General features: G+C 44.7%; 19 protein-coding genes and 1 pseudogene. 6 read left to right on the plus strand and 14 right to left on the minus strand.

All coding sequences use genetic code 11. The features are described from left to right. From K7R10_RS01395 to K7R10_RS01435, 10 genes and pseudogenes are all read right to left on the minus strand, one after another. A complete protein-coding gene (locus tag K7R10_RS01395; RefSeq protein ID WP_224482894.1) occupies nt 1–615 on the minus strand; it encodes a class I SAM-dependent methyltransferase in 615 nt (204 codons plus the stop codon). 49 nt (nt 616–664) lie between these two features. Beyond that, nucleotides 665–1906, minus strand: coding sequence for a serine hydrolase domain-containing protein (locus K7R10_RS01400; RefSeq protein WP_224482895.1), 1242 nt, complete (start codon nt 1904–1906; stop codon nt 665–667). Between the two features lie 147 nt (nt 1907–2053). Continuing rightward, the gene (locus tag K7R10_RS01405) at nt 2054–3166 is read right to left on the minus strand and encodes a lipid II:glycine glycyltransferase FemX (protein ID WP_224482896.1); all 1113 of its coding nucleotides are present in this window, start codon (nt 3164–3166) and stop codon (nt 2054–2056) included. A gap of 244 nt (nt 3167–3410) precedes the next feature. After that, a pseudogene (locus K7R10_RS01410) lies at nt 3411–4898 on the minus strand (penicillin acylase family protein); the annotation flags it as partial. A gap of 15 nt (nt 4899–4913) precedes the next feature. Further along, nucleotides 4914–5576 (minus strand): penicillin acylase family protein, encoded by a 663-nt coding sequence (locus K7R10_RS15310; protein WP_370631290.1) that lies wholly within the window; start codon nt 5574–5576, stop codon nt 4914–4916. A 99-nt stretch (nt 5577–5675) separates the two neighbouring features. Then, a complete protein-coding gene (locus K7R10_RS01415; protein WP_224482897.1) occupies nt 5676–5948 on the minus strand; it encodes a DUF4242 domain-containing protein in 273 nt (90 codons plus the stop codon). 180 nt (nt 5949–6128) lie between these two features. Then, a complete protein-coding gene (locus K7R10_RS01420) occupies nt 6129–6818 on the minus strand; it encodes a cyclase family protein (protein WP_224482898.1) in 690 nt (229 codons plus the stop codon). 13 nt (nt 6819–6831) lie between these two features. Next, on the minus strand, nt 6832–8571 hold the full coding sequence (locus K7R10_RS01425) for a M14 family metallopeptidase (protein WP_224482899.1): 1740 nt from the start codon (nt 8569–8571) through the stop codon (nt 6832–6834). Nucleotides 8572–8697: 126 nt separating this feature from the next. Beyond that, on the minus strand, nt 8698–9471 hold the full coding sequence (locus tag K7R10_RS01430) for a zinc-dependent peptidase (protein WP_224482900.1): 774 nt from the start codon (nt 9469–9471) through the stop codon (nt 8698–8700). Nucleotides 9472–9546: 75 nt separating this feature from the next. Further along, the gene (locus tag K7R10_RS01435; protein ID WP_224482901.1) at nt 9547–9909 is read right to left on the minus strand and encodes a hypothetical protein; all 363 of its coding nucleotides are present in this window, start codon (nt 9907–9909) and stop codon (nt 9547–9549) included. 261 nt (nt 9910–10170) lie between these two features. Between K7R10_RS01435 and K7R10_RS01440 the strand changes: the two genes are divergently transcribed. After that, nucleotides 10171–12147 (plus strand): hypothetical protein, encoded by a 1977-nt coding sequence (locus tag K7R10_RS01440; protein WP_224482902.1) that lies wholly within the window; start codon nt 10171–10173, stop codon nt 12145–12147. A 56-nt stretch (nt 12148–12203) separates the two neighbouring features. On the opposite strand, the gene K7R10_RS01445 is transcribed toward K7R10_RS01440, so the two are convergent. Continuing rightward, nucleotides 12204–12605 carry a hypothetical protein gene (locus K7R10_RS01445; RefSeq protein ID WP_224482903.1) on the minus strand — a complete coding sequence of 134 codons (402 nt, stop codon included), beginning with the start codon at nt 12603–12605 and terminating at the stop codon, nt 12204–12206. A 116-nt stretch (nt 12606–12721) separates the two neighbouring features. Next, nucleotides 12722–13123: a nuclear transport factor 2 family protein gene (locus tag K7R10_RS01450; protein ID WP_224482904.1), complete on the minus strand. Its 402-nt coding sequence runs from the start codon at nt 13121–13123 to the stop codon at nt 12722–12724. Nucleotides 13124–13276: 153 nt separating this feature from the next. On the opposite strand from K7R10_RS01450, the gene K7R10_RS01455 reads away from it, so the two are divergent. The 4 genes from K7R10_RS01455 to K7R10_RS01470 all read left to right on the plus strand — a co-directional run bounded on the left by K7R10_RS01455 (nt 13277) and on the right by K7R10_RS01470 (nt 21362). After that, entirely contained in the window at nt 13277–15250 is a 1974-nt protein-coding gene (locus K7R10_RS01455; protein ID WP_224482905.1) for a hypothetical protein, read from the plus strand. 492 nt (nt 15251–15742) lie between these two features. After that, on the plus strand, nt 15743–17008 hold the full coding sequence (locus tag K7R10_RS01460) for an efflux transporter outer membrane subunit (RefSeq protein ID WP_224482906.1): 1266 nt from the start codon (nt 15743–15745) through the stop codon (nt 17006–17008). Nucleotides 17009–17018: 10 nt separating this feature from the next. Then, complete coding sequence (locus K7R10_RS01465) at nt 17019–18212, plus strand: efflux RND transporter periplasmic adaptor subunit (RefSeq protein ID WP_224482907.1); 1194 nt, start codon at nt 17019–17021, stop codon at nt 18210–18212. A 9-nt stretch (nt 18213–18221) separates the two neighbouring features. Further along, on the plus strand, nt 18222–21362 hold the full coding sequence (locus K7R10_RS01470; protein WP_224482908.1) for an efflux RND transporter permease subunit: 3141 nt from the start codon (nt 18222–18224) through the stop codon (nt 21360–21362). Between the two features lie 40 nt (nt 21363–21402). On the opposite strand, the gene K7R10_RS01475 is transcribed toward K7R10_RS01470, so the two are convergent. Beyond that, entirely contained in the window at nt 21403–22044 is a 642-nt protein-coding gene (locus tag K7R10_RS01475; protein ID WP_224482909.1) for a class I SAM-dependent DNA methyltransferase, read from the minus strand. 149 nt (nt 22045–22193) lie between these two features. Here K7R10_RS01475 and K7R10_RS01480 point away from each other — a divergent pair, with 149 nt between their 5' ends. Beyond that, nucleotides 22194–22700 carry a cupin domain-containing protein gene (locus K7R10_RS01480; protein WP_224482910.1) on the plus strand — a complete coding sequence of 169 codons (507 nt, stop codon included), beginning with the start codon at nt 22194–22196 and terminating at the stop codon, nt 22698–22700. A 16-nt stretch (nt 22701–22716) separates the two neighbouring features. Here K7R10_RS01480 and K7R10_RS01485 read toward each other — a convergent pair whose 3' ends face one another. Next, the gene (locus K7R10_RS01485; RefSeq protein ID WP_224482911.1) at nt 22717–24039 is read right to left on the minus strand and encodes an adenylate/guanylate cyclase domain-containing protein; all 1323 of its coding nucleotides are present in this window, start codon (nt 24037–24039) and stop codon (nt 22717–22719) included. Nucleotides 24040–24247 lie beyond the last annotated feature (208 nt).

Genomic DNA, 24247 nt, shown 5'->3' on the forward strand with positions numbered 1-24247 from the left:
TTACGCTTTTCTTTTCATCACTACAAAAGTGAACTCCTGAAGACTTCCGGAAGGAGTCTGGTGTTTTACCACTTCTTCAGAGAGGGGAGAAAAGTTTTCCTGAAAGAGCGAAAAAAGCTGTTCCGGGCCGTATCGTCGAATGGTCAATCCGCTGCATTTTTCCGGACCGTTCACCCCGAAGGTTCCCAATATGAGATATCCACCTGGAAGTATATGTGCTGTTGCTCCATCCCGATAAGCGGTGATAGCATCATCATCTGTAAGGAAATGAAAGGAAGCCCGGTCATGCCAGACCATGAATCGCTTTTCTGTGGTGAATTCACTGGAGTCTGCCCGGAGATAAGTGATCTTATCACCCAGACGCTCCCTGACCCTCTTCAAAGCCGTTTCTGAAATATCGAGCAGGGTGATATCGGTATAACCCTTGTTAATCAAATGGTCAACAAGGCGGCTGTCTCCGCCACCCACATCCAGTATAGAGGCGTTTTTTGCAATGCCGGTATTCTCTATAAGCGCCATAGACTTTTCAGGCAATGCCTCGTACCAACTTACCCGTGTGGTATCCTTAGTCTGGAAAACCTCTTCCCAGTGTTCCTTCCTTTCATTTGGTTTCATGAAAAAAATAATTTTTAAGACGCTAAAGGTAATTTAAATCAACCGAACATCATTCTCCGGTCATACGGGAAATATATTGCCACATCCGGTCATGCAGTTCCAAAGGAACCTCGGAACCATCGGGAGAATCACCCAACCGTATCACCACCAGATTCTGACTTGGAACCACGTCGATGTATTGTCCGTTCAGCCCCGCAGCAACGATCATATCTGCAGGACCTGAAGGGGAAAGAGAGCTTTGAAATACATTATTGGAACCCGGTAGCTTGATTTCCTCTTTCCCATTGAGCCACCAGAGATACCCATATGAAGGATTCAGTTCCTGAGAGGTACTGATCATTTGCTGAAAATATTGAGAATCACTCATGATCACCTGTTCTTCCCAGTTCCCTTCATTCAGGATCAGGAGTCCGAAACGGGCTGCATCCCTGGCAGTGCTCCAATAAACATTGTTATAACCAAAAGGCTCCCAATACCCCTCCATCCCAATTCTGGATTCCAACTGGGTTTCAGACCAAGTTTCGAATTCTGTTCCCGTGGCGGCACTGATAACCGCGTCAAGTAAGGTATAGGGAGCATTGTGATAGTACCATTGTGAACCGGCATCTGTACGATATTCCAGGCACTCAGGGTCGGTGCAGAAAGGATCCTGTACCCGATAATCCAGTCCGGTAGTCATGGTAAGTTGATTTTCTACGGTTATGAGAGATTCCTTATCTGGTTCCATACTTGTCCATCCCTCGCCCAGATAATCAGAGGTTGGATCCTGAATGGAAAGATATCCCTGCTCCTGAGCCAGTCCTGTAAGAAAAGATGTGATGCCCTTTCCTGCCGAAGCCCAGTACCATACGGTCTGGCTGTCAAAGGTATCATTCCCGCCAAAGTTTTGCCCCCAATATTCTTCTATCACGATACGACCGTCTTTGATCAAAAGGAAAGCACTACTTTGCTCTTGTTCCATAAAGTCTAACAATTCGTCCCGCGCGTTAAGGTCCCATCCCAGTGATTCAGGGCTCAGGGTTTCCCACGCTTCCGAACCAAGAGGCGGAAAATAAAGGGTTGCCGTATCAGGTGAGTCATCATTATCCTGATCAGGCGGCGTTTCCGGTGTTTCGGGAGTTTCTTCATCTACCGGGACTTCAGGAGAGATAAATGCCTCATCTACAGATTCTGTGCTGCAGGACGATAAAGAAAAGAACAGAATACTGATAATATAAAATGTAAAAGGGAAATGTGGTGTTCTCACGAATAATGATGCTTCTGTAAAATAATACTTCTTATCTAACTTCAAATCTATTAATTAATTGTCTTTCAGACCGTTAAAAAGAAGTGAATTACTCTGAATCATATTAGAAAACCATCATCCAAACCCGTTCTTACCCGCTCTCAGGTACCGCTATTTCATGGTTTATCGGGGTGATATACCCTTCAAACCTACCTAATTTACGTGATAGCTCTGAGCCATGGTTTCCCTGGCCCTGAAAATGGTATATCTTTTCTGATCGAGAGGATAGTCCCAGCATCCCATACGGTGATGCATTTCTCCACCGAAGCCGTTTTTGAAACGATACAGACCATACATAGGGTGTTGCGGATCATTGTTTGGTGCCGTTCCAAACATATCATATTCCGTACATCCATGTGCCTTAGCTTTCTTTATACCCTCCCATTGTACCGCATAACTGGCCATCAGATTTCTTTTTTGACCGGAAGTTGCTCCAAAAAGATACGTTCCCCTGTTACGTGAAAGGAGCAGAAACATGGCCGCAAGGGGATCTCCCTCATGTTCTGCAATGAGAAGACTGACATCGACGCACGATTGTTTTTCCGATTCGAACACCTGTTCAAAACCTTCTTTTCCATGCAGGGTAATTCCGTTGCGTCTGGCTGTTTCCCGGTACAGGTCATACCAGGTATCGAGTTGTTCTTCACCGTATGAACGAACTTCCACGCCCTTTCGTTGAGAAACGCGAACGTTGTAGCGGGTTTTGGCCTTCATTCGCTTGAGCAGCTGTTCTTCGCTCTTATGCAGATCCAGAAAGAAAGTGTTAACAGGTAGGTTATCACTTTGACATTTAACCAGATTCCAGTTTTCGGTATTGAAGTTTAACCTGAACTCCTGGCTTCGGGATTCGGGTGGCCCCATCCACTGGCCTTCTTCATTATAATAATCTTCTTCCCTGCTCCATTGGTTTTCCCACGGCAGGTCATAACGTATTAGAAAACATTCCGCAGGCAAATGTTCTTTCAGCACTTCTGAAAATTCCTCCAGAAAATAGCCATGGTTTTCTGCATCAGGTTCCAGCTTGGGTCCGTAAGGCACATATGCAACACAATGATCTTTATGGGTATACTGCAATAAGACCAGAATATCTTCGGTCGCCTTGTTACCATCGGCATTTACCTTTAGCAATCTTTCATCGGCTTCATAATGAAAAGCCAGGGGACGAATACCCTGCCTGCTTTTCAGATTCGCCCAAAAAGATGTTTGCTGAGGCACGTTCGAAGATCTTAATTCCTGAACAGGCTTTTCAAGGAAACTACAACTCATGTTTAATTGTTTTCAAAGAGCGCCAAACTAAATTTATTAACGAGAACCGCAATGAAAAATCATCGTCACAGCTTATCGATTTATAGACAAGACTTATATCCATCAGCTTTGCAGCTGATCAAACGTTTGAAATATGAGCTGGCAACCGCATCAGTTCCTTGAAACGGTCATTGATTGTTCTTATGAAAACTGTTCAAAACATAAAGATGGATAATGTCTGCAAAGAATCGTTAAGGCCAACTTTTTATTGAACATTCTTTATGAAATCAGAGGGCCTGTAGCTTTTGGTTTTGTTCATTAGAAGGCTGTCTTTTACAAAAGGGACATTTCTGAACTTTTCTTCCACAAAAGTTTCCATCTGGTCATTATAATGTGGTGAGTTTCTCTCATTGGTGGCAGCCCCGTACTGATGTATGGCCTCTGAGCTTACAAGTCCGTTATCATCCCAGCTAACGACCATGGTGAATCCATCTCCTGCCTGGTCTGCTCGTGTTCCCTCTTCGGTCATAACACCGGGATATACGGCTCTGAGAACATCGGGACCTCCTGCTATCGGCAAACTTTTTGTGCCTCTCTCCAATCTGCTTATCCTCCCATATGCTACTTCTGTAGTACCATAATGATCAAATAAGAGAGACACACCCTTTTCAAAGGCCCGGCTCATCTCTTCGTACGTGGCACGATTTCCTTTGCTTTGAACCGGTTCAAGAATAAACAGGGCAAGGGCAGCGTTTTTATTATCCTTATCGAAACTGAGATCCCACTGTTTCAGCTGCTCAACAGCTTTTAAATATACGCTGTCTGTAAACTCATTTTGCGGCTGTGTTTGCAACCATTTTGAGAGCATCGTTGCCTGTACCGATTCCTGGTGATACCTTTTATCAAACTTTACCCTGATCAGGTCTTCCCTGCTTATATGCTGCTGCTTTCTCAATAAGGCTTCGATCTGTATCGACCGGTTGGTTTGATTTAGTTCTATACCCATCGAAGACGGGAAATCATCTGCATCAGGCTCGTCTGTTCCATCGGTGGCATGAAAGGGGGTGTTATTGGCATTAAATACCAGGCCGCTCTCCGGATTAACGGTTTTAGGCATTTGCCCGAATGACCTGTAATTTTTCCAGATCAGTTCCTCTCGATCTCCCGGCAGATGTTTTTGCCATTCCCACTGCCCGACTCGTTCAGGAAACATCGCATTGTAATAATGGGCTATATTCCCTTCTTTATCGGCATAAATATAATTGATACTGGGCATGGCCTGCATTTTCAAAGCCTCTTCGAACTCCTGCATATTGCTGGCTTTGTTAAGACGATACATAAACTCCAAAGTTCTAACTTCTCCTTTCCCGGCCCATTTTATGGCAAAGTTCCCTGCATCGGTTTGCAAAACGGGACCATGACGGCTGATCTTGATATCTTTTTTGAATGTCCAACGTAACGGACCCAAAAACCGGATCAGTATGGGTACGGTGCGATGATCAAAATCCAGCCATTTTCCTTCAAAGAGATATTGGTTTTCGTTTTCCGGATTCAATTCCAACCTGTATATATCTACCAGGTCAGGCTTGTTTACCGTATTTGCCCACCCCAGTTGATCGTTATGTCCGTGTATGATAACCGGGGAACCCGGAAAGGTTCCGCCTGCCATATTCCAGCCTTCTTCAGAGTGCAGCCTTGCTTCATACCAGGAAACAGGACCGCTGAGAGGTTGATGAGAATTGATAAGTAAATGGGTTTGTCCCTCTTTTCAGCGGTGCGGTGCGATCGCGATTCCCTGACTTCCTAACTGTAAATCCTGAGTTTCTCTCCACTGAAAGCTTAGCGGTGGTGTTTTCGCCAGCTCGTGTGTTTTGCGCTGGTCATTTAGTTCACCAAGTATCTTATCAAAACCATAAAACATGGGTGTTTTAAAGGTGAAGCCGGCAACGATGTCTTTCCCGGTGACAGGAAAAAGAAATCTGGAAAATTCATCTGCACGGGTGGCGGCATAGAGATTTACACCATCTGCGTAGGCGTCAGCTATCGCCTTAATTTCAGCAGGAACCTGTTCATCATAATTCGTTTCTATGGCCTCCCACACCCCCATAAACCCCACCACGTAATCGGTTTTAGCCGCACTGTAGCCATATTCAGATGCCAGTAAGCCCCGGGTGGCAAGAAGTACATCGTGAATGGTGGCAAAATCATCTTCACTATGTGCAAAACCCAGCCCAAAGGCTACATCTGTATCGGTTTCTCCGTATATATGTGGTATTCCCAGTGAGTCACGGATGATCTCAACACGGTAGTCGGAAGCTTTCTCAGTATAATAACTCAGATCTGCTGAGGCAGGAAGCGTAATCCAGGCAATGCCTAAGCACAACCCAAAAGATGCTGCAATAAATAGAAAAAATCGGGTGATAATTCTCATCAGGCTTTATTAGAAATGCCTAATATCTGAAAAATATTATGAAGCTTACGGTACAACTAACACCTGAAAATGATTTTTTCTTTATCTGAGCTAAAAGGTTTAATCTGCAGTAGTGGGATCAATCACCGAACTGACACGGTTTATAGCATTTGCTGGGAAACCACCTTTTTGTGCATGTTCCTTGATATGTGCCTCGTCGGGTGCTATATACACACAGTAGACCTTGTCACCTGTGACGAAACTTTGTACCCATTGAATCTCGGGTCCCATTTCACGCAATACTCCGCATGATTTCTGTGAGATACCCTGAAGTTCTTCCTGAGAAAGATATCCGGCTCCCTGGAGTTCTCTTTCGATAATAAATTTTGGCATGATGAACGTTGTTTATTGGTATTGGGCTATGTAATTCCTTTAGCCTTTTGGCGCATGTAATCACACGGCTCCGTACCTGATTATTGGTTTTCCTAAAGTTACAATAATCTGTTCAAATAAACCGAATCAAACAATTGAATAACAATTAGTTAAGCAGGATACGTCACTTAAACTAAAACTTTAATCAAAGACAGCAATTGCTCTGACCGGTGAACCTGTTCCTCCTCTCAGTTTTAATGGAAGTCCGATGAATTGAAAAGTCCCTCTTCCCAGAAGAAGTTCAAGGTTGATCAGGTTCTCATAATGGGTAAATTTACGATCCCCGCAGATTCGGTGCACCTCCTTGTTCGATACTCCAGAAACCCCCGGGGCCATGGTTTCCACTCCAAAAGAAACGATCTCCCGGTCGGCGAGCCAGTGTGTGGCCGCAGCACTAAGTCCGGGTCCGTTTATCCAGTTTTCTGTATGAAAATATTTGGCATAATGCCCGGTACATATCAATACGATACTGCCGGGAACTATTTTTTGGCCGCTTTTTCTGAGCGCCTCCTCCAGATCGCCGGGCTCGATAAGTTCTTTAAGCCCCTTATGCCTTAGGTCCAGACAGATTGCCTTATTATAAAACGTACGCAAAGGCATTGAATCTATCGAAATTCCTGAATTCTCTTTAGTCATGTGATTGAGGGCATCTACATGACTTCCGGTGTGTTCTCCCATTTCAAGACGATAAACGCTGGGTGTCTTTCCGGCAGATTCATCTTCTCCTGCCCATTCTTCGTGAGTGGCGTGTACCTGTATTTTTACTTCGGGCAATCCTTTATAAACCGGCATTCCGTCGTAGATCTCCTGGCTGAGGTCGATTATTTCCATGTTCAGATATTTTTTACCATTCCCTGTACACCGGAATAAGATTCCATTCTTTATCCATATAAGGCGTTTGCGTATAGAACCAGCGAAAGATCGCATCAGGATCATTGGCGAAGCTTGAATCTTTCTCCTTCTTTTCCAGAAATCGTGTTTTCAGGTCTTCGTTGTTCTTCAGCATTTTTGCTGCCATCGGTTCCATGATGTATGATTCGATATATTCCGTACGCGAAAGCACCTGATGCAAATACCCCCACTGGAAAAAACTGTCAGGCGACCCGGGCTCAAGCAGCAGGGCTGCCAGTTCCCCTAAGGGCTGGTCAGCGGGTACCCGAACCGATCCTGCAGGTAACCTCACCTTCCTTTTTACCGGTGTTATCTCAAAGTCGCTATATCGCACACGGCCTTCGTAAGGGGACGTAGCAAGGGCAAATCTTTGAATGCTGTCCTGCTCCAGTTCCTTTTCGACCATGGTTTCTGTCGTTTCCATCTTAATACCGTGGGTTTTAAGCTTGTTTATGATATCCTGCCATTGAGCCGGGATCCAGTAGGCCTTTGGAACGCTAACCTCCTTCATAGGCTTGTTCATCCTGAAAACCGGTATTTCTTTTTGCATGGGCTCTCCCAGCCATTCCACATACGACCTGCCGGTTATGTCTGAAATCCTCGCTCTGCTCTTTATTCCTCTGAAAAGAATAGTATCTGAAGCCGTCGGGTTGTAGCCATATTCCAGTACCAATGACTGAGGCCTTAGATTTTTATCACTCTCGATGGCAGCACGGAGTTGCTCTTTTTCTGCTGTCAGTAATCTGAGGCTTCCTTCGATGAGCACGTAAGTGCCCAGTACCCTTCTTCTGAATGGCTTCAGACTGTGATTTTCAATGAGAACGGTGGGAAGGTGACGGGCATCTCCATAGGCATTGGAAAACCTGGGTGAAAAGGCAAACTCCACATTACCGTCACTGAAATCTTTTCCGTTTCTGGCAAACAGCAAAGGTCCCGGGATATGACCATGATCAGCAAGCACCCGGTCTATCTCTGTTCGGTAGCTTTTCTCAAGCCATTCTTCAACAGCAGGTGAATACCCGGTATCGCCTGTATAACCGTAGGTGATGTCGTATTGATAGTCAGCCCCGTCGGTTACATGAACATCGATATACAGATCAGGATCATACTGGTTGATAACCCCGATCACGGCCTGAATCCCTTCGGTTTCCATTTTACTGTAATCCCTATTCAAATTCAGATTCCTTGAATTCGTACGCCAGCCCATTTCCCTGGGACCGCGCTGGTTCACACGACCATAACGGCTTCTTCTCTCATGACCGTCGGTATTGAGAATGGGAATAAAGAGCAGTCGGCTGTTTTCTAAAATTTCCTTTTTGTTTCCGTGAGCCATGTCTCTCAACAGCATCATGCCGGCATCTTTTCCGTCGATCTCTCCCGAATGTATACCAGCCTGAACCAGCAGAACAGGCACTTCAGATGCTGCGATCTCTTCCGCAGAGAAAAGACCGTCACCTGAAGCTATAATCATTCTGATCTCTCTTCCCTGGGCACTCTTGCCTATCACTACAGATCTCAGAATTTCTGAACTTTCACAAAGCTCATTCAGCCAATTCATGGTTTTCTGGTAATCGGGCGATTCGATATATCCCGATATTTCGAAAGGAGTGGCCCATTCAGCATCGGCTGTTTTGAGAAGTTTCTCGCTTTCTCCCTCCCAATTTCCCAACGGAGGCATCACGTCTTGAGCCAAAACCGGGCTGGATATTAGTACACAAAAGAGGTATATGAATAAAAAAGTGACGAACGTAAGAAACCGGGATAGCATGTAAGTATTTTTCTGAATTTCGGCTAAAAGTACGATAAATTGAAAAATGAATCAGATCACGTACATTCTGCTTAATATTCCTCGTGGGCGTGAAAGAGCAGGGTTAGCTACAATGCGGGGATCCTGGTTCAGCAACGAACATAGTGCTTTAAACAATTTCTTTTCTTTGGAAATGAAGTCATGAGGCTCTTCAAAAAAGCTTTCAAGTGAAACAGCAAATAACTCCATCAGATTGGTTCCTGCATATTTACGCAATACCTGATGATCTTTTTGTCTTACCTCCTCCAGCTGAACACGGGCTTCTTCCAGCCAGTCATATAATTTGCTGTCGCTAAAGAATTTCAGAAATCCTGCACGCTTGGCATTTTCAATGACCAGGCAATGCCCGAATTCATGTATTGCCAGGTTGATCGCATCAGAGGTATACCTGAATCCATGTGCCACCTCCGGCCAGGTCATTGTAACCTTTTTGAACCTTGCATTTACGTCGCCCGTGAAATAGTGGGGAATATTCGCATATGAATATTCTTTGGGAGTCACCACTATGGTTTTAAAGCTCAGAAGTCGAAAATTACTGTATCCGAAGGTTAGTTGTACAAAAGCACTGGATATCACAAATTGAATCTCATTGGTCAGTCTGAGTCCGGGAAGAGCAACGAAATTCATATTCTTATTGAACAGAAGTGTACGAACAATAAAAACCTGTTGATTGGGCACAGAAAGCATGCGAAAATAATGATTGTATTTTCGCAATACCCGGTGGCATTCTTCCTTTTCAGAAACCGTAAAGAAGGAACTGAACAATCTGTAACCCAATGACCCCATGATAATTACCTGATCGGATTCTCTATAAAACTACGGTTTTTTATTCTTACCTGGTGTTAAGCCCGTTCTAAAGCATCAGCAACGGAGCAAAAGCAGATCGCCGTAAAACAACAACAATAACACTAAAAGTACACAGGGAAGAAAAGTCGTCGATATCATGGTCATTATTCCGGTGGTAAAGATCAGAACCAGTGAACAAATAATCAGTCCCGTACCAAATTTCAGCACTCTCTCTGTTCTGTTCATTTCGCGAAACATGCTTGATATGAAGAAGGGAACCAGATAAGCCAATAAAAATGCCCCTGCGCGACTGTTGAGATTGGCATTTGCATCCAAGGTCAAAAATGCAAAAACACCTGTAATGAGAGAATTAAGAATAATTAGAAATGAATAATGGGCGATATAACTCAGGAAGTTTTTGGAATAAAGAAAATTCATAGATTATTTCTTTCCCCTATCATGCTTTCAGCGTACCTGAAGATACGGGCATTATCTCAAATGTAGGAAATTCTGACTTCAACTACATATGGATATCCGTAAAGGAAGCCCGTTTTCATTTTGTGGTAATTGCTAAAAGTTAAAGGTATCCTGAATTGGCGCCGGCAAAAATTTGATAACGCATTAATAATCATTATATTATTAAGTAAAGATTTCTATAAGTAAGAAATCCCGCTAACCAAAAACTAAAAAATAAATTTTATGAAAAATCTTATTTTCTATGTAGGATTATCGATTATACTTCTGATATCCTGTAAGGAAGAGGCACAGATCACCTCAGGTGATGAATCAGAGGTGCCATCTGTAACCCGTATAACGAACAACAGTGATAATGAGACGAATGTCTCGTATTCTCCAGACGGAAGGCTCCTGGCTTATGTATCAGATAAAAACGGCAAAGAAGCCATCTATGTGCAGAATCTGGAAACCGGGGAAACCCGTCAAATCAGTGACCCTGCGAATTGGATAGGGTCCATCGACTGGTCGCCTGATGCTACCAAAATAGCCTATTCTGCCGACCTGGGTGATATACCGGATATCTATGTAAGCTCAGTGACCGGGGATGCCAGTTCAAAAATGATATCCTCTCCCGGGCTTGATATGGATCCCAATTGGTCGCCTAACGGGCGCTACCTGGCCTACATCAGTAATTCAGGGGGGCGATTCAACATCTGGGTGGCTAATACCGAGGGAGGAGACCCCATACAGTTGACCCGGTCAAAAACGCAGGCTGTAGATCCGGAATGGTCTCCTGACAGTGATCGTATTGCTTATGCTTCAGAGGACAACGGAAACTGGGATGTTCATATTGTGAATATAGATGATGCCAGTCTTATTGATCTTACTGATTCAGCCATCGATGAGAATCGCCCGAAATGGTCTTCTGATGGTGATCAGATAGCTTATTTTGCCAATATCGACGGCAACTGGGAATTGATGGTCACAGAACTTCGGGATGAAACCACCAAGCAACTGACAGAATTCGAAGAAAACGCTTTTGGTCATCAATGGTCTCCCGATGGTGAATTAATCGCCTTTCTAAGTGATGAAGGCGGTAAAAGAGATATTTGGCTTGTTCCCGCTATTGGCGGAGAAGCCACCCGCCTGACCAATACAAAAGAGATGGAATCATTTCTCGACTGGTCGCCCGACGGACAAAAACTCGCTTACAGAACCGTCGAAGGGAATTCACACATTTACAGGGTACCGGCAGCCGGTGGCGAAGCGGTAAAACTTACAGATGGCCTTACGAATGAAGGAGCACTGGACCTTTCATCAGACAATAAATATCTGGTTTATGCCATGGAAAAAGACCGGAACTACAATATTTACAAAATGAACCTTGAAACCGGAAACAGTTCAGTGGTTTTCGAACATTCGAATGATGCCTATGACCCTGTTCTTTCCCCCGACGGAAGCAAAGTCGCTTTTACCGTCTACAGCGGAAGTCAAGGAAATATTTATACAGCACCCCTTGAAGATGGAGAAGCCACCATGCTCACAGATTCGACCCTCAATGCATTCTCTCCACGTTGGGCACCTGACGGAGAGCACCTCGCATTCATTGCCGATACAGAGAATGGAAATGATGAAATATTTGTGATAAACTCATCAAACGGCGAAGCGGAACAATTAACGGAGGGGCGGAACGCCTTTGATCCCCACTGGAGTCCCGATGGAAAAATGATCTACTTCAATTCTTTACAAGACGGTGGTGACGTGGCTCAGGTATGGGCGGTTAATGTCGATACAGGTGCTATAAAGCGTATTACAGAAACCGAAAGGTATACGGTAATCGATGAAGTCTCCAAAGATGGAAAGACCATTTGGGTAAATATTCATGAAGGAGACGGATTTAACATTGGGAAAGTAAGCTCCGCCGGAGGTCCTGTTGAAAGTGTTATCCAGTCTGAAGGATGGGATACCCAGGCAACCATGGCTGAAGCAGGAGACAGGATCGCCTTTGTTTCCAACCGGGAATCGAAAAACCCGGAATTATATACTTCTGACGCCAAGGGAGCAGCCCTGGTTCGTCTCAGTACTGACGGTAATATATCTGAACCGGTATGGTCGAAAGACGGTGAATATATCTACTATATTCATACAGACGAGACAGCAGATATCGAAACCATCGATATGAGCATGGCGTTCACTGATAAGAATAAGGATTCAGAATAAATTCAGTTGTAATATAAAAATCTGAAAACGGCAGAAGTTGTGATTCTGCCGTTTTTTTAATTATTGGATTTCGCCGAGGAATAGGATATCCTGTGAAGGCTCCCACCCCATTCTGCTTTAGCACCCCGGTGCATGGCATTGAAGTATCCTTTGACGATAACCCTTTTTTTCAGGTTCCTTTTTACGAATAATTTCCAGGGCTCATCATACTCAGGATAAATCAATACAGCCTCCTTACGTTCTGCACCCTTTAAAGGCTCCAGATATAAAGCGTATTCCTCACCGGCTTTTATCAGGAAGGCTTCGACGGTCACTTTTTGTCCGTGATATCGTTCAGGATTTGAGGTGATCTTTTTAATACTCACCTTATTGGTTTCGTTGTGATCGGTCAGACCCGAGATCTGTGAAAGGGAATTAATGCTGAGTAACAGCAATAAGATACTGACATAAGATTTCATGGTTGGTATTATTAATGGGCTACCACAATAAACGAAATTTATTTGAAAGTATTGTACTACAATTATATTAAAATAATATGAATATAATGCAAAATGAGGGTTAAGCGAAGAGAAAGCTAAGGTCTGATTACATGAATTCGTTCGATCAGATCATTTTGAACCTCGTAAATTAAAACGAGTTCTACCGGATCAGTATTCCCGTTACGTCCGGTTATATACTCATGATCAATGACTTTATTTTGAAATACGATCCTTTTTAAGATTTCAGAATGCAGATCGGGAGAATTGGCAAACAAACGTGAATAAAGCTCTCTGATCTCCTCCTTTCCCCTGGCTACGGCCTCACCCCCATTAAAATTCAATATCACCGCATTCTGGGATATCGTTTTGAGAAAACCCTCGATATCTCTTTGATTATAATGGTCAAGATTATTCTGTACCACTGTCTCTGCCTTTGGTTGCGCTTTGCTGTTCATAGAGAAGAAAATCAGGAGTAAAAAAGGGATATATACCTTCATATCGATAGCTTGATGTCTGTAAAAATAAACAAAACCCTACATAAACAACTCATTTTCAGAGACAAACATATATTTCAATTAATTTCTTTACTATCTTTAATATTCTCCTTCCTTACCTGCCAAAATAATATCACTAATTTAAATCAACCAATCATGAAATTCAAAATTTCGCTTTTATGCATGTTAGCCCTTGCATTTTCCTGTAAGCAGGAGCAGAAATCAACCCCTGCTGAAGAGGAGACCACCGAGGTTTCAATAACAGAGACCGACCAGGGAGAGGGCCTTTTTGATGAAGAAGGTATCGAAACAAATCCTGAATACTCCCCTGACGGAAATTTCCTTGCCTATATTTCTGATAAGGAAGGAAAACGAGCAATTTTCAAAAAGAACCTTGAGACCGGAGAAACGATACGATTAACCGAGCCTGTAAACTGGCTGGGAAACCTCTCATGGTCTCCCGACGGTACCAAAATCGCTTTTTCCTCAGATGAAGGAGCCATTCCTGATATATTCATCGTGAACAGTGACGGAAGCGAAAAAAAGCGAATTGTTGACCTGGAGGGCCTGGAGTTCAATCCGAAATGGTCTCCTGACGGCTCGAAAATAGCATTTAACAGCAATAAGGGCGGGACTATGAATGTATGGATGATCGATCTGAATGGCGGCGAACCCCTGCAATTAACTGAGGTGAGCACCCGTGTAAACCGCTTCTCATGGTCTCCCGACGGGACTTCTATTCTATTTGATTCAAAGGATGGAGGAGACTGGAATGTTCATATGCTGAACATTGCCGACGGAACCATCACCACGCTCACCCAGTCATCTGAAGATGAGAACCGACCTTCATGGTCTCCGGATGGGAATCAGATCAGTTATTACTCGAAAAAGGACAGTGTCTGGAACCTGGTCATTCAACCACTCCGGGCAGGAGAGCCGAGGTTTATTACCAGCCTTGAGAGAAATGTTTTCGGGGAGCAATGGTCTCCCAAGGGAGATCAGATCGCATTCATCTCACATGATGAGGAAAACAGGGATATATGGACGGTAAGACTTACTGATGGCAATCTGACAAGACTCACCGATGACATGGAAGAAGAATACGATCTTACCTGGTCTCCTGACGGAAACACCATCGTTTACCGGAAACAAAGCAGCGATGAGAATCTTTATAAGTACACCCTGGCAGACAATCAGTTAAGCCCATTGACAACCACAGCGAATGATGAGTTTGATGCGCAGTTGACCCCTGCAGGAGACAAACTCGTTTTTACAAGGGAAGAAAACGGTCGTGAAGATCTAATGGTTATGAGCCTTGAATCGGAAGATATCCAGACGCTGGTAGACACTGAAGATGATGTTTATGACCCACAGATCTCTCCTGACGGGTCACAGGTGGCTTATGTCAAGATATCAGGAAATATTCCCAATGTTTGGGTGGTTCCTATTGATGGCGGACAGTCTGTACAGCTCACTGCCTCCCTGAAAGGAGCCTTTTATCCAAGATGGTCTCCCGACGGAAATTATATGGCATATATCGGAGTCACGCCTGACGGACATGAAGAACTCTTCACCGTCGAAATGAATGGTGGGCTGCCCATCAAGATCACCAATGCCAGAATGGTATTCGGTGCCGTATGGAGCAATGACAGTTCCACCCTGTATTACAATACCGGGTCTGCGGAAAACAGTAAGAGCCAGGTCTGGAAAGTTCCCCGTAATGGTGGTATTACCACCCAATTGTCAACAACCGATGATTATGTGGTGGTTGAAGGGGTCTCTGATGATGGTTCTACCCTTTACCTTACCCTTCATAATGGTGAAGCTTTCAATATAGGTACCATGCCTGCTTCAGGCGGACCGATCAGCACCCTGGTGGGCTCTCCGCATTGGGATGTGGATCCCCTGCTCTCTCCGGGAGGTGAAAAACTGGCCTTCGCATCAAATCGGGGTGGGGCGTTTTTTGACCTTTATCTCATGCATATGGAAGGAGAATCACCTGTAAAAGTAACCGATGGCACCGGAAATATCAGTGAACATGTTTGGTCTGAAGACGGGAATTTTATCGTTTTCACAAAACAGAATATTTCGGCAGACCTCAATGCGATCAATCTCTCTGCTTCCTTATAATATTTTTCACAGAACAATTTAAAACAGCCGGTTTAATCCGGCTGTTTTTTTATATCTGTTCTGCCAAAGATGGAAGATTCACAAAACATTGTAAGTATTTAACTATTATTTAAGAAGAATCTGCGGCAGCCCTGATAGTGCAGGATATGGCACTAAACTACAGGTTTACAGCCCGTTTCAACTCCTTCTGAACCTATCTCACTATTGATTGAGAAGGTAAAATACGCTATCTTTAAGAGACAACGATAACTGCTTACTGATTACAGGTTACGCCTTCATAACTAATCATTAAGAGAGATCTCTGTGCCAATTGAAAAAGTTCATATCAAAGAATTACCAATCACCCCGACAGTTTTTGAAGTAAGAACGATATTCGTTCCACACTTCATATCCTTCTCGCTTTTGATCATCTTATCACTTTTATTATTGGGGTCTTGTGTTCCCAAAATGCAGCAGGTAGAACCGCCTGGAGAACCGCCGGAATCCTTTTCCGTGAATGGGAACGAGGCCATACCTGATCAATGGTGGAAAGCTTTTAAAGATGAACAACTCAATTTTCTGATCGACAGTGCGCTGTCAGGCAACCTTGATCTTAAAGCTTCTTACCAACAGATCCTGGCTGCAGAAGCCGTTTTAAAACAAAGGGCCTCCTTTTTATGGCCTGAATTCAATTTTTCAGCACGGAGTGCCGTTAGCAGGCCTGAGCCTGACTTCGCGGGTGGTGAGAACCTTCAGTTAGGAGTTTCAACCAACTATGAGATCGACCTGTGGGGACGTATTAAATCGGCCAGGGAAGCCGCCGGATTCAGAACCGAAGCCTCCTTGTATGATTACCAGGCAGCGGCTCTAAGTCTCTCCTCCCAGATCGCCATTAGCTGGTATCAGTTATTGACGGCTAGGCAGCAGATCGCTTTACTTAATGAACAGATCGCAACCAATGAAAATATTGTCAGGCTTATTCGGGCCCGTTTTGGAGGGGGACAGACAGGAGCTGTCGATATATTAAGGCAGATGCAATTACTGGAGAGCACCAGAAACCAAAAAATAACAATCGAAAGAGACCTCGCACTGATTGAAAATCAATTATCGGTCTTACTGGGGCGTTATCCGGGTAAATCACTGGATGTGGCTTATGATAGTTTACCTGAATTACCCCCTCTCCCCGATGCCGGATTGCCTTTGGAGCTCATAAGAAGACGGCCTGACGTTAAGCGCGCATACAGCCTGGTGCTGGCTGCTGACCGTGATATGGCTGAGGCGGTACGAAATAAATTCCCCAGACTCTCCTTTAACCTGTCTGCTCAGATGCGCTCAAACAACTATGAATCCTTGTTTCAGGATTGGGCCTATACCCTGGCGGGAAATATTTTTTCACCACTGTTCTATGCCGGGCGATTAAGAGCGGAGGTAGATCGAACCGAAGCCGTAAAAAACCAGTTATTACATCAATACGGCCAAACAGTACTCATCGCGTTCAGGGAAGTCGAAGACGCCCTTATCAGTGAGCAAAAGCAAATAGAACGCATCGATAACCTGAAAAGGCAGCTGAAACTGGCACGACAAACCAATCGGCAGCTCAGGCTTTCGTTTATCAACGGCCTGGTGAATTATCTCGATGTACTTGTAGCTCTCGATCAGGAACAACAGCTCAGAAGAGACCTTTTATCGGCTCGCAGACAACAGCTGGAGATCAGGATCAACCTCTACCGGGCACTTTCAGGTGCCTTTGATGATGAAAGGATCGCTGAAGAATCTTAAAAACAAAAGCATGACAACAAAGAAGACCATATTGATCAGTGTAGGAATCCTTGCAGCTGCTGCTATAACAGTTCTGACCATATTTCTAACAGAACCTGAGGCACAACGGGAGGGGGCGACCAAACAAACCGCCATGCTGGTCGATGTGATCAGGGCAGAACACGGAGATTTCTACCCGGTCATACGCGCTACGGGAACCGTGTCACCTGTAGAAGACGTTTTGCTTAGTCCCCTGGTCGGCGGACAGGTGATCCGGAGATCGCCTGCGTTCATTCCAGGTGGGTATGTGAAGAAAGGAGAACTGTTATTGCAGATAGATCCTTCTGATTACCGCAATACCCTTGAGCTTCGCAAAAGTGATCTGATGCAGGCCCAAACCCAGTTGAAGGTTGAAATGGGAAGACAGCAGGTAGCCGAACAGGATCTGCAACTTATAGGAGGCGACACCTTATCAGATGAAGAGCGCGCCCTTGTCCTGAGACAACCCCAGTTAGAAGCGGTAAAGGCTACTATAAAAGCTGCCGGGGCAAGTGTACAGCAGGCAGAGTTAGACCTGCAAAGAACCAGGGTAACGGCTCCATTCGATGCTCATATTCTTACACAGAACGTCACTCTCGGAAGCCAGATAGCACCGGGCGATAATCTGGGAAGATTGGTAGGAACCGATTATTACTGGGTTACAGTGAATATACCTGTTTCCAAACTGCGATGGCTAATTTTTCCTGATGACCGGAACGAACAAGGTTCCCCGGTACGCATCAGGAATACCTCTGCCTGGGGTGAACAGGCATCTAGGAAGGGCTATATCGACAAACAGGTGGGAGCTCTAGATAATCAAACCCGCCTGGCAAGTGTTCTGGTGCGCGTTCCCGATCCCCTGGCCAAAGAACCGGAAAACGAAGGGCAACCCCGTGTAATGATCGGTTCCTTTGTAGAAGTAGATATGGAAGGTGAAAAGGTAAAGAACGTTATTCGAATCGACAGGAGCCTGATCAGAACAAACCAGACCGTTTGGGTGATGAAAGAAGGCAAACTGGATATCAGGGACGTTGAAATCGCACTTACAGATGCTGAGCATGCCTATATCAGAAGCGGCATCGAAAAAGACGAATCTATCGTTACCACCAACCTCAGTACCGTTACAGATGGCATAGCACTGCGCACAGCAGATGATGCCATCTCAAATGAAACGGCAAAAAAATAAGGAAAGCATATGAGCCAGTCAGAAGGAGATAAAAAGCCACGCAAAGAAGGAGCTATTGCTTATATGGCGCGGAACAGTATTGCCGCTAACCTTCTCATGATCATACTTCTTGGTGGAGGAATCTGGACCATGTTCAACATTCAGAAGGAGGTTTTCCCCCAATTCCAGCTGGATTTCGTGGATGTAAGAGTTGTATATCCCGGGGCCTCGCCTGCCGAAGTGGAACAGGGTATATTGTTACCCATAGAAGAGGCCGTCAGGGGTGTTCAGGGTATAAAGGAGATCGTATCGACCGCCAATGAAGGCTCCGGACAGGTAGCCATAGAGCTCGTTGCAGGCGCTGATAAAATGAAAGCCTTTCAGGATATCGATCAGGAAGTGAACCGTATCAGAACCTTCCCCGACGATATCGAACAACCGGAAGTCAGGTTGAGAGACCAGCAAAGGGATGTCATGGAAATAGGTATCTACGGGAGTGTGGATATATGGACCCTCAGGAAACTGGCAGAACGCATGAGAACCCTTTTGCTGAGCAATCCGGAGATCACACAGGTCGAGATCGGGAATGTTCCCGAATATGTTACTCATGTTGAGATCCCCGCAAATACCCTCAGAAAATATAATCTCACCCTCGGTCAGGTCGCCTCGATCATTTCACAATCAAGCCAGGATGTCCCTGCCGGAGCTGTGGAGACAAAATCAGGTGAAATTCTGTTGCGAATGCAGGAAAGAAAGCAATGGGCCGAAGAATTCGGAAATATTACCATTCTCTCCTCCCCTTCTGGTGCTAAAGTGGTGCTGGCCGACCTTGCTAAGATCACCGATGGATTTGAAGAGACAGGGTTTCACGGTCAATTTAATAAGACTCCCTCAGTAGAACTCTCGATCTATCGTATCGGTGACCAGTCGCCTTTAGTTATTGCAGAAACGGTTGAAAAAATAATGGAAGACTTTCAGCTTCCCCCCGGGGTAAAGTTCCGGGTCGACAGCAACAGGGCCGAAGATTACCGGGAACGCTTGTCTCTGTTGACTGAGAACGGTATACTGGCGATCATTATCGTACTGGTGATACTTACGCTTTTTTTAGAGTACAGGCTTGCCTTTTGGGTAATGATGGGCATGGCCATATCATTTATAGGTGGTATGGTGTTTCTTCCAATGATCGGAGTTAGCATTAACATGATATCCATGTTTGGATTTTTGGTGGTTCTGGGAATCGTTGTAGATGATGCCATAGTGGTGGGTGAAAACATTTATGAATTCAGGCAACAGGGCATGAGTTTTATGGATGCGGCAATAGCCGGTACCAAAGATGTTTCTAAACCTGTGATTTTCAGTATTACCACTACGATCATCGCCTTTGTACCCCTGCTTTTTATGCCCGGCGAAACCGGAAAGTTCTGGTGGCCCCTCCCCGCCGTGGTTATTGTAATCCTGGCTGTATCGTTGCTGGAAGCCCTGTTCATACTTCCTGCCCACCTGGGTCATATCAAAAAGAAGAAAAAGAGAAATGCAGTGGTCGAGAGACTGGAAAAATGGCAAAAAAGCTTTGCCAACGGTTTTGATTTTCTGATCGAACGCTATTACCGGCCGTTTTTAGACCTTTGTTTAAAACATCGCTATATCACACTAAGTCTGGCAGTGGCGCTGCTCATCATGGTAGGTGGATATGGTTACAGCGACCATATGGGAATGATCATGATGCCAGAAGTCGCAGCAGATGAAATAGAGGCCGGTGTTATGCTCCCTGTTGGAACGACCCCGGACCAGGCTGCCAAGGTTGCTGAAGATATTACCCTTGCCACCCAGAAAATGTTCGAAGAGCACGACCTGTATAAAGTAGCCGAGGGTATCAAGACCAATGTAAGAGGTCAGAACTTTATCGATGTCGAGATCGTTATGTTGCCTCCTGACCAGAGAGACGTTACCGCCAGAGAAGTGATAGAATTATGGCGGGATAATATAGGTGATATAGAAGGTGTTGATCAGATTACATTTGAGGCAGAACGAGGCCCCGGAGGTTACCAACAGGATATAAGTGTCGACCTGAGTCATGCTGATATCGCCGTGCTGGAAAGAGCCAGCCAGGATTTTTTCAACCGTATGGAATCGTTCGAAAATACCCGCGATGTCAACGATAATTATAACAAAGGCAAGCTGCAATACGATTTTAAGCTGTTACCCGAAGGACGTAATCTCGGACTGACTTCCAATGATGTGGGACGACAGGTGAGAAATGCTTTTTTCGGTGCTTTGGCCTTACGCCAATTAAGAGGAACCAATGAAATAGAGATACGGGTGAAATTGCCCAGGGAAGAACGGAAAGACATTCAGAATCTCGAAGATTTTCTGATAAGAACCGACAATGGTGTTGAGGTTCCCCTGCTCGACGTGGTAGAAGTGGTACCCCGTGAAGCCTTTACCAGCATCAACCGGAGAGATGGCAGGCGGGTGGTGAATGTAGGTATGGATGTCGAACCTGCCAATGCCGTATCCAGGGTTCTGGCTTCCATTCAGGAGGAAATTCTTCCACAGTTACGAGCTGACTATCCGGGTATCACCTGGACTTTTGAAGGAAGCCAGGCCGATATGAGAGAGTCTACCCAAACCCTGTGGGGAGGATTTTCTATGGCGATGCTTATCATTTACGCCTTGCTTGCTATCGCTTTCAGCAGCTATACGCAGCCACTGATCGTAATGACAGCGATTCCTTTTGGTATTGTGGGAGCTGTTATCGGACATATTCTTTTAGGTTACGACCTGTCGCTGGTCAGCCTGATGGGGGTAATAGCCCTTTCAGGGGTGGTGGTCAACGACTCGCTGATCATGATCGATTATGCCAATAAAAAACGTAATTCTCTGGGCATATATGAATCCATTCACGAAGCAGGTCTGCGAAGGTTCAGACCTATTATGCTGACCACCCTGACCACTTTTGGCGGGTTAACCCCTATCATACTGGAGACCTCTACCCAGGCGATGTACCTGATTCCAATGGCTATATCTCTGGGATTCGGGATCGTTTTCGCTACTTCGATCATCCTGGTGATCGTTCCCTGTCTCTATTTGGCACTGGAAGATCTGAAAATGTTGTTTCAGAAAGGTGAAACCGTTGACCGGGAACCCGAAGTGCTGGAGGTAGAAACCTGATCAGCAGTATTTCCCGGATAAAAAGCCTGTACCTGAAGTCTCATTTATTCCGTACGTATAATGAATGTGCTTCCAGAGAAGTACTATGATATGGATTTTCAAGCGGGTGATTTTCGTATGCCAACAAACGGAATCCGGCGCGGGTCATTAAAGCAAGAATATCTTCCCTGCGATAATAATGCACATATAATCCCTCTGAATCATCAGATGATCGTTTTTCAAAGCCCGATCTTGAGGGGTCATCCTCTATAAAGCTCAGATAAAGCAAGGCCTCTCTTTCCATCAGTTCAGAAAGGGATGTAACGGTTTCCTCAAATACGGCCGGTGACAAATAGGGAGTACAAAATGACATGACGACCCCCTTATAATTCGTTTTAAGAAGGCTGATGTCCCGACAATTAAGAACCCGAAAGTCACCATCAGGAATATTTGATTTGGCTAAACTGATCATCCCGGGAGCCAGGTCGATACCCGTATAACGAATCTCAGGTGATCGTGACTTCAGGTAAATCCCGTTGATTCCCGGTCCGCATCCTATATCCAGGACAGAAGCGTCATGCGGCAAGGCCTCAATAAGACGGTCCAGGTAGGGTGAAGCAGTTCCCGGATCGCGGTATTTCTCTAAATACTTCTCAGCGTATTTACCGAAGATATATGCTGTATTTTCAAAACTATCATTCATCTTTTTTTAGCAGGCACCCCCTTTTTTATGATTTTTTGAAGATCAGCAGCCTCGATTTAAAACCTTCGCTTCTTATAAAACCGGCTTGCTGAGCTTCTAAAGTTAGCACATTAAAAGCTTAAAATCAGTATCTTTAATAAAAACACAACATGGCAATAGTAGACAAATTCAATTATGTTCCTCTTTCTGAACTGGAGGATCCTGATGATTTCAGACCTAAGTCAAAACTGGCCCTTATCACTGATCCCGGAGATGCTGAAAACGGTCACGTAGCAGATATGGTAGTCTTTCAGGAGCAGATCGCACCCGGCGATTCCATTCCGTTGCACAAACACACCATAGAAGAGGTCATGGTGGTTGTTCAGGGGCAACTGGAAGTCAGATTGGGAAGCATTAAAAAAACAGCTGAAAAGGGAGCTGTGATCTTTATTCCCGCCAAAACGGCTCATGGTTTTAAAAATACAGGTTCTGATCCGGCTCAGATCACAGCGGTATTTCCTTCACACAATGTTGATATACGATACCTGGAGCGCAATCCCGCCCCGGGAACCGAGAAGAACTTTCCGGGAGCGCCTGTCTCTATCGACGTGAGAGAATTTGTTCACGGCAATATGGCTGAGGCAGTAAAACCCCTATCACCTGAGGCTTTTGATTAAAAGATTTTGAAGCCTTTCATTCAGGAAGGGGTTTCATGGCTTCCAGCACCACATTGAGGGCTTCAGACCAGGCTGATAACACCTTAGAATTACCATCTTCCTCTTCTCCCAAAACTTCTTGTATTGTGGAAATTAAAACAGTTTTCACTATCGGATAATGCTCCGGTTTTACCCCGTATTTCTGGTGATTAATTCCGAGGTTCTTTAATCCGCTATGAAAATAGTCAGGCCTTGACATGGAATAGACCAGCCCTCCAAGCATATGTGTCAATAAACGACCCTGCTCGGTCATATCCCTTTTAAATAAAGCTCTGACCGAAGGTGCGGTCTGGAACAACTTTTCATAAAATAAGGATGCAAATCTTTCCTGGTCTTCTAAAAGCTGATGGAGCGAAGCCTGCAATTCCAGTTTCATGTCCATTTCTTTAAAGCCCAAAACCTCAAAAAGGTTACAGATGTTCTCCTTCCCGCTTAATAAGGTCTTGAAGGATCTTGCGATTTCCACATCCTGCTCCCTGATACCCTTCAGCACCGATTCAGAAATAAGAATGCGTGCATTATGAACTTTGGTTTGTTCCTGAATTCTGCTGGCGACGTTCACCGGGTCTCCGATTACCGAAAACTGTCGGTGAGTGGGATGACCTAAATGACCCACATAAGCTTTTCCAAAATTGATCCCTATACCTGATTTTAATTCTACTTTAAAATCTTCCAATTCCATCTTGTTCAATCTGCTCAGGGCAAACTGCATTCCGAGGGCAGCCCGTATGGCATCGGTGCAGTTCTTTTCCCTGTTTCCCCCGGTAGTTCCGAAAACCCCTACAATCTCATCCCCCACGTATTGATAAATAATTCCGTTATTCATAAGTATGGGCTCTCCCAATGCCGTATAAAATTTGTTTAGCATAAAAGCGAGGTCAAAATTGAGGTTCGCTGAAGATAATGAAGTGAAATTTCGCAGATCGCAGAACAAAATGGCAATGCTTCGCTCTTCTGCCTTACCTTCAGGTGCAAGTTCCTTCTGCAGCTGATTAACCTCCCCCATAGACCAGATTAGTCTTTGCAAACTTACATTGCCTTTTAAATAGGTCTGACAGGCCAGCCTGATGGTAGGATCCCAGTTTCGACTTTGGGCCATCTCCTGTTCAGCGCGGTTTCTGCGACTCAGGTTCTGAGAGCCTTCAACGATTCGTACCCTGCAGGTAGTACAACGGCCGTAACCCCCGCACTCATGCATATGAGGGATTTGATTATCTAATGATATATCGAGTAATGAACTGGCATCATCTTCCACCAACACCGTACGGTTTAAACCCATATAAGTTACAGAAGCATTCATTACAAACCACCTGGATTAAATAAATACAGCAATAAATAGTTATGCCGTATATAAATGTACGAATAGTTTGCAACTATCTGGCAAACAATTAATTATATGCTTTTTGATTGTTGGTTGTATTGTCGAACTTCATGATAGCTGTGATATCGGTTTTCAAGAAATGATTAAAGCATGTTGCAAAAGTTTTATTTCTCTTAATCCATTCACC

It is taken from the genome of Robertkochia aurantiaca, assembly GCF_020166495.1.
Taxonomy (GTDB): Bacteria; Bacteroidota; Bacteroidia; order Flavobacteriales; family Flavobacteriaceae; genus Robertkochia; species Robertkochia aurantiaca.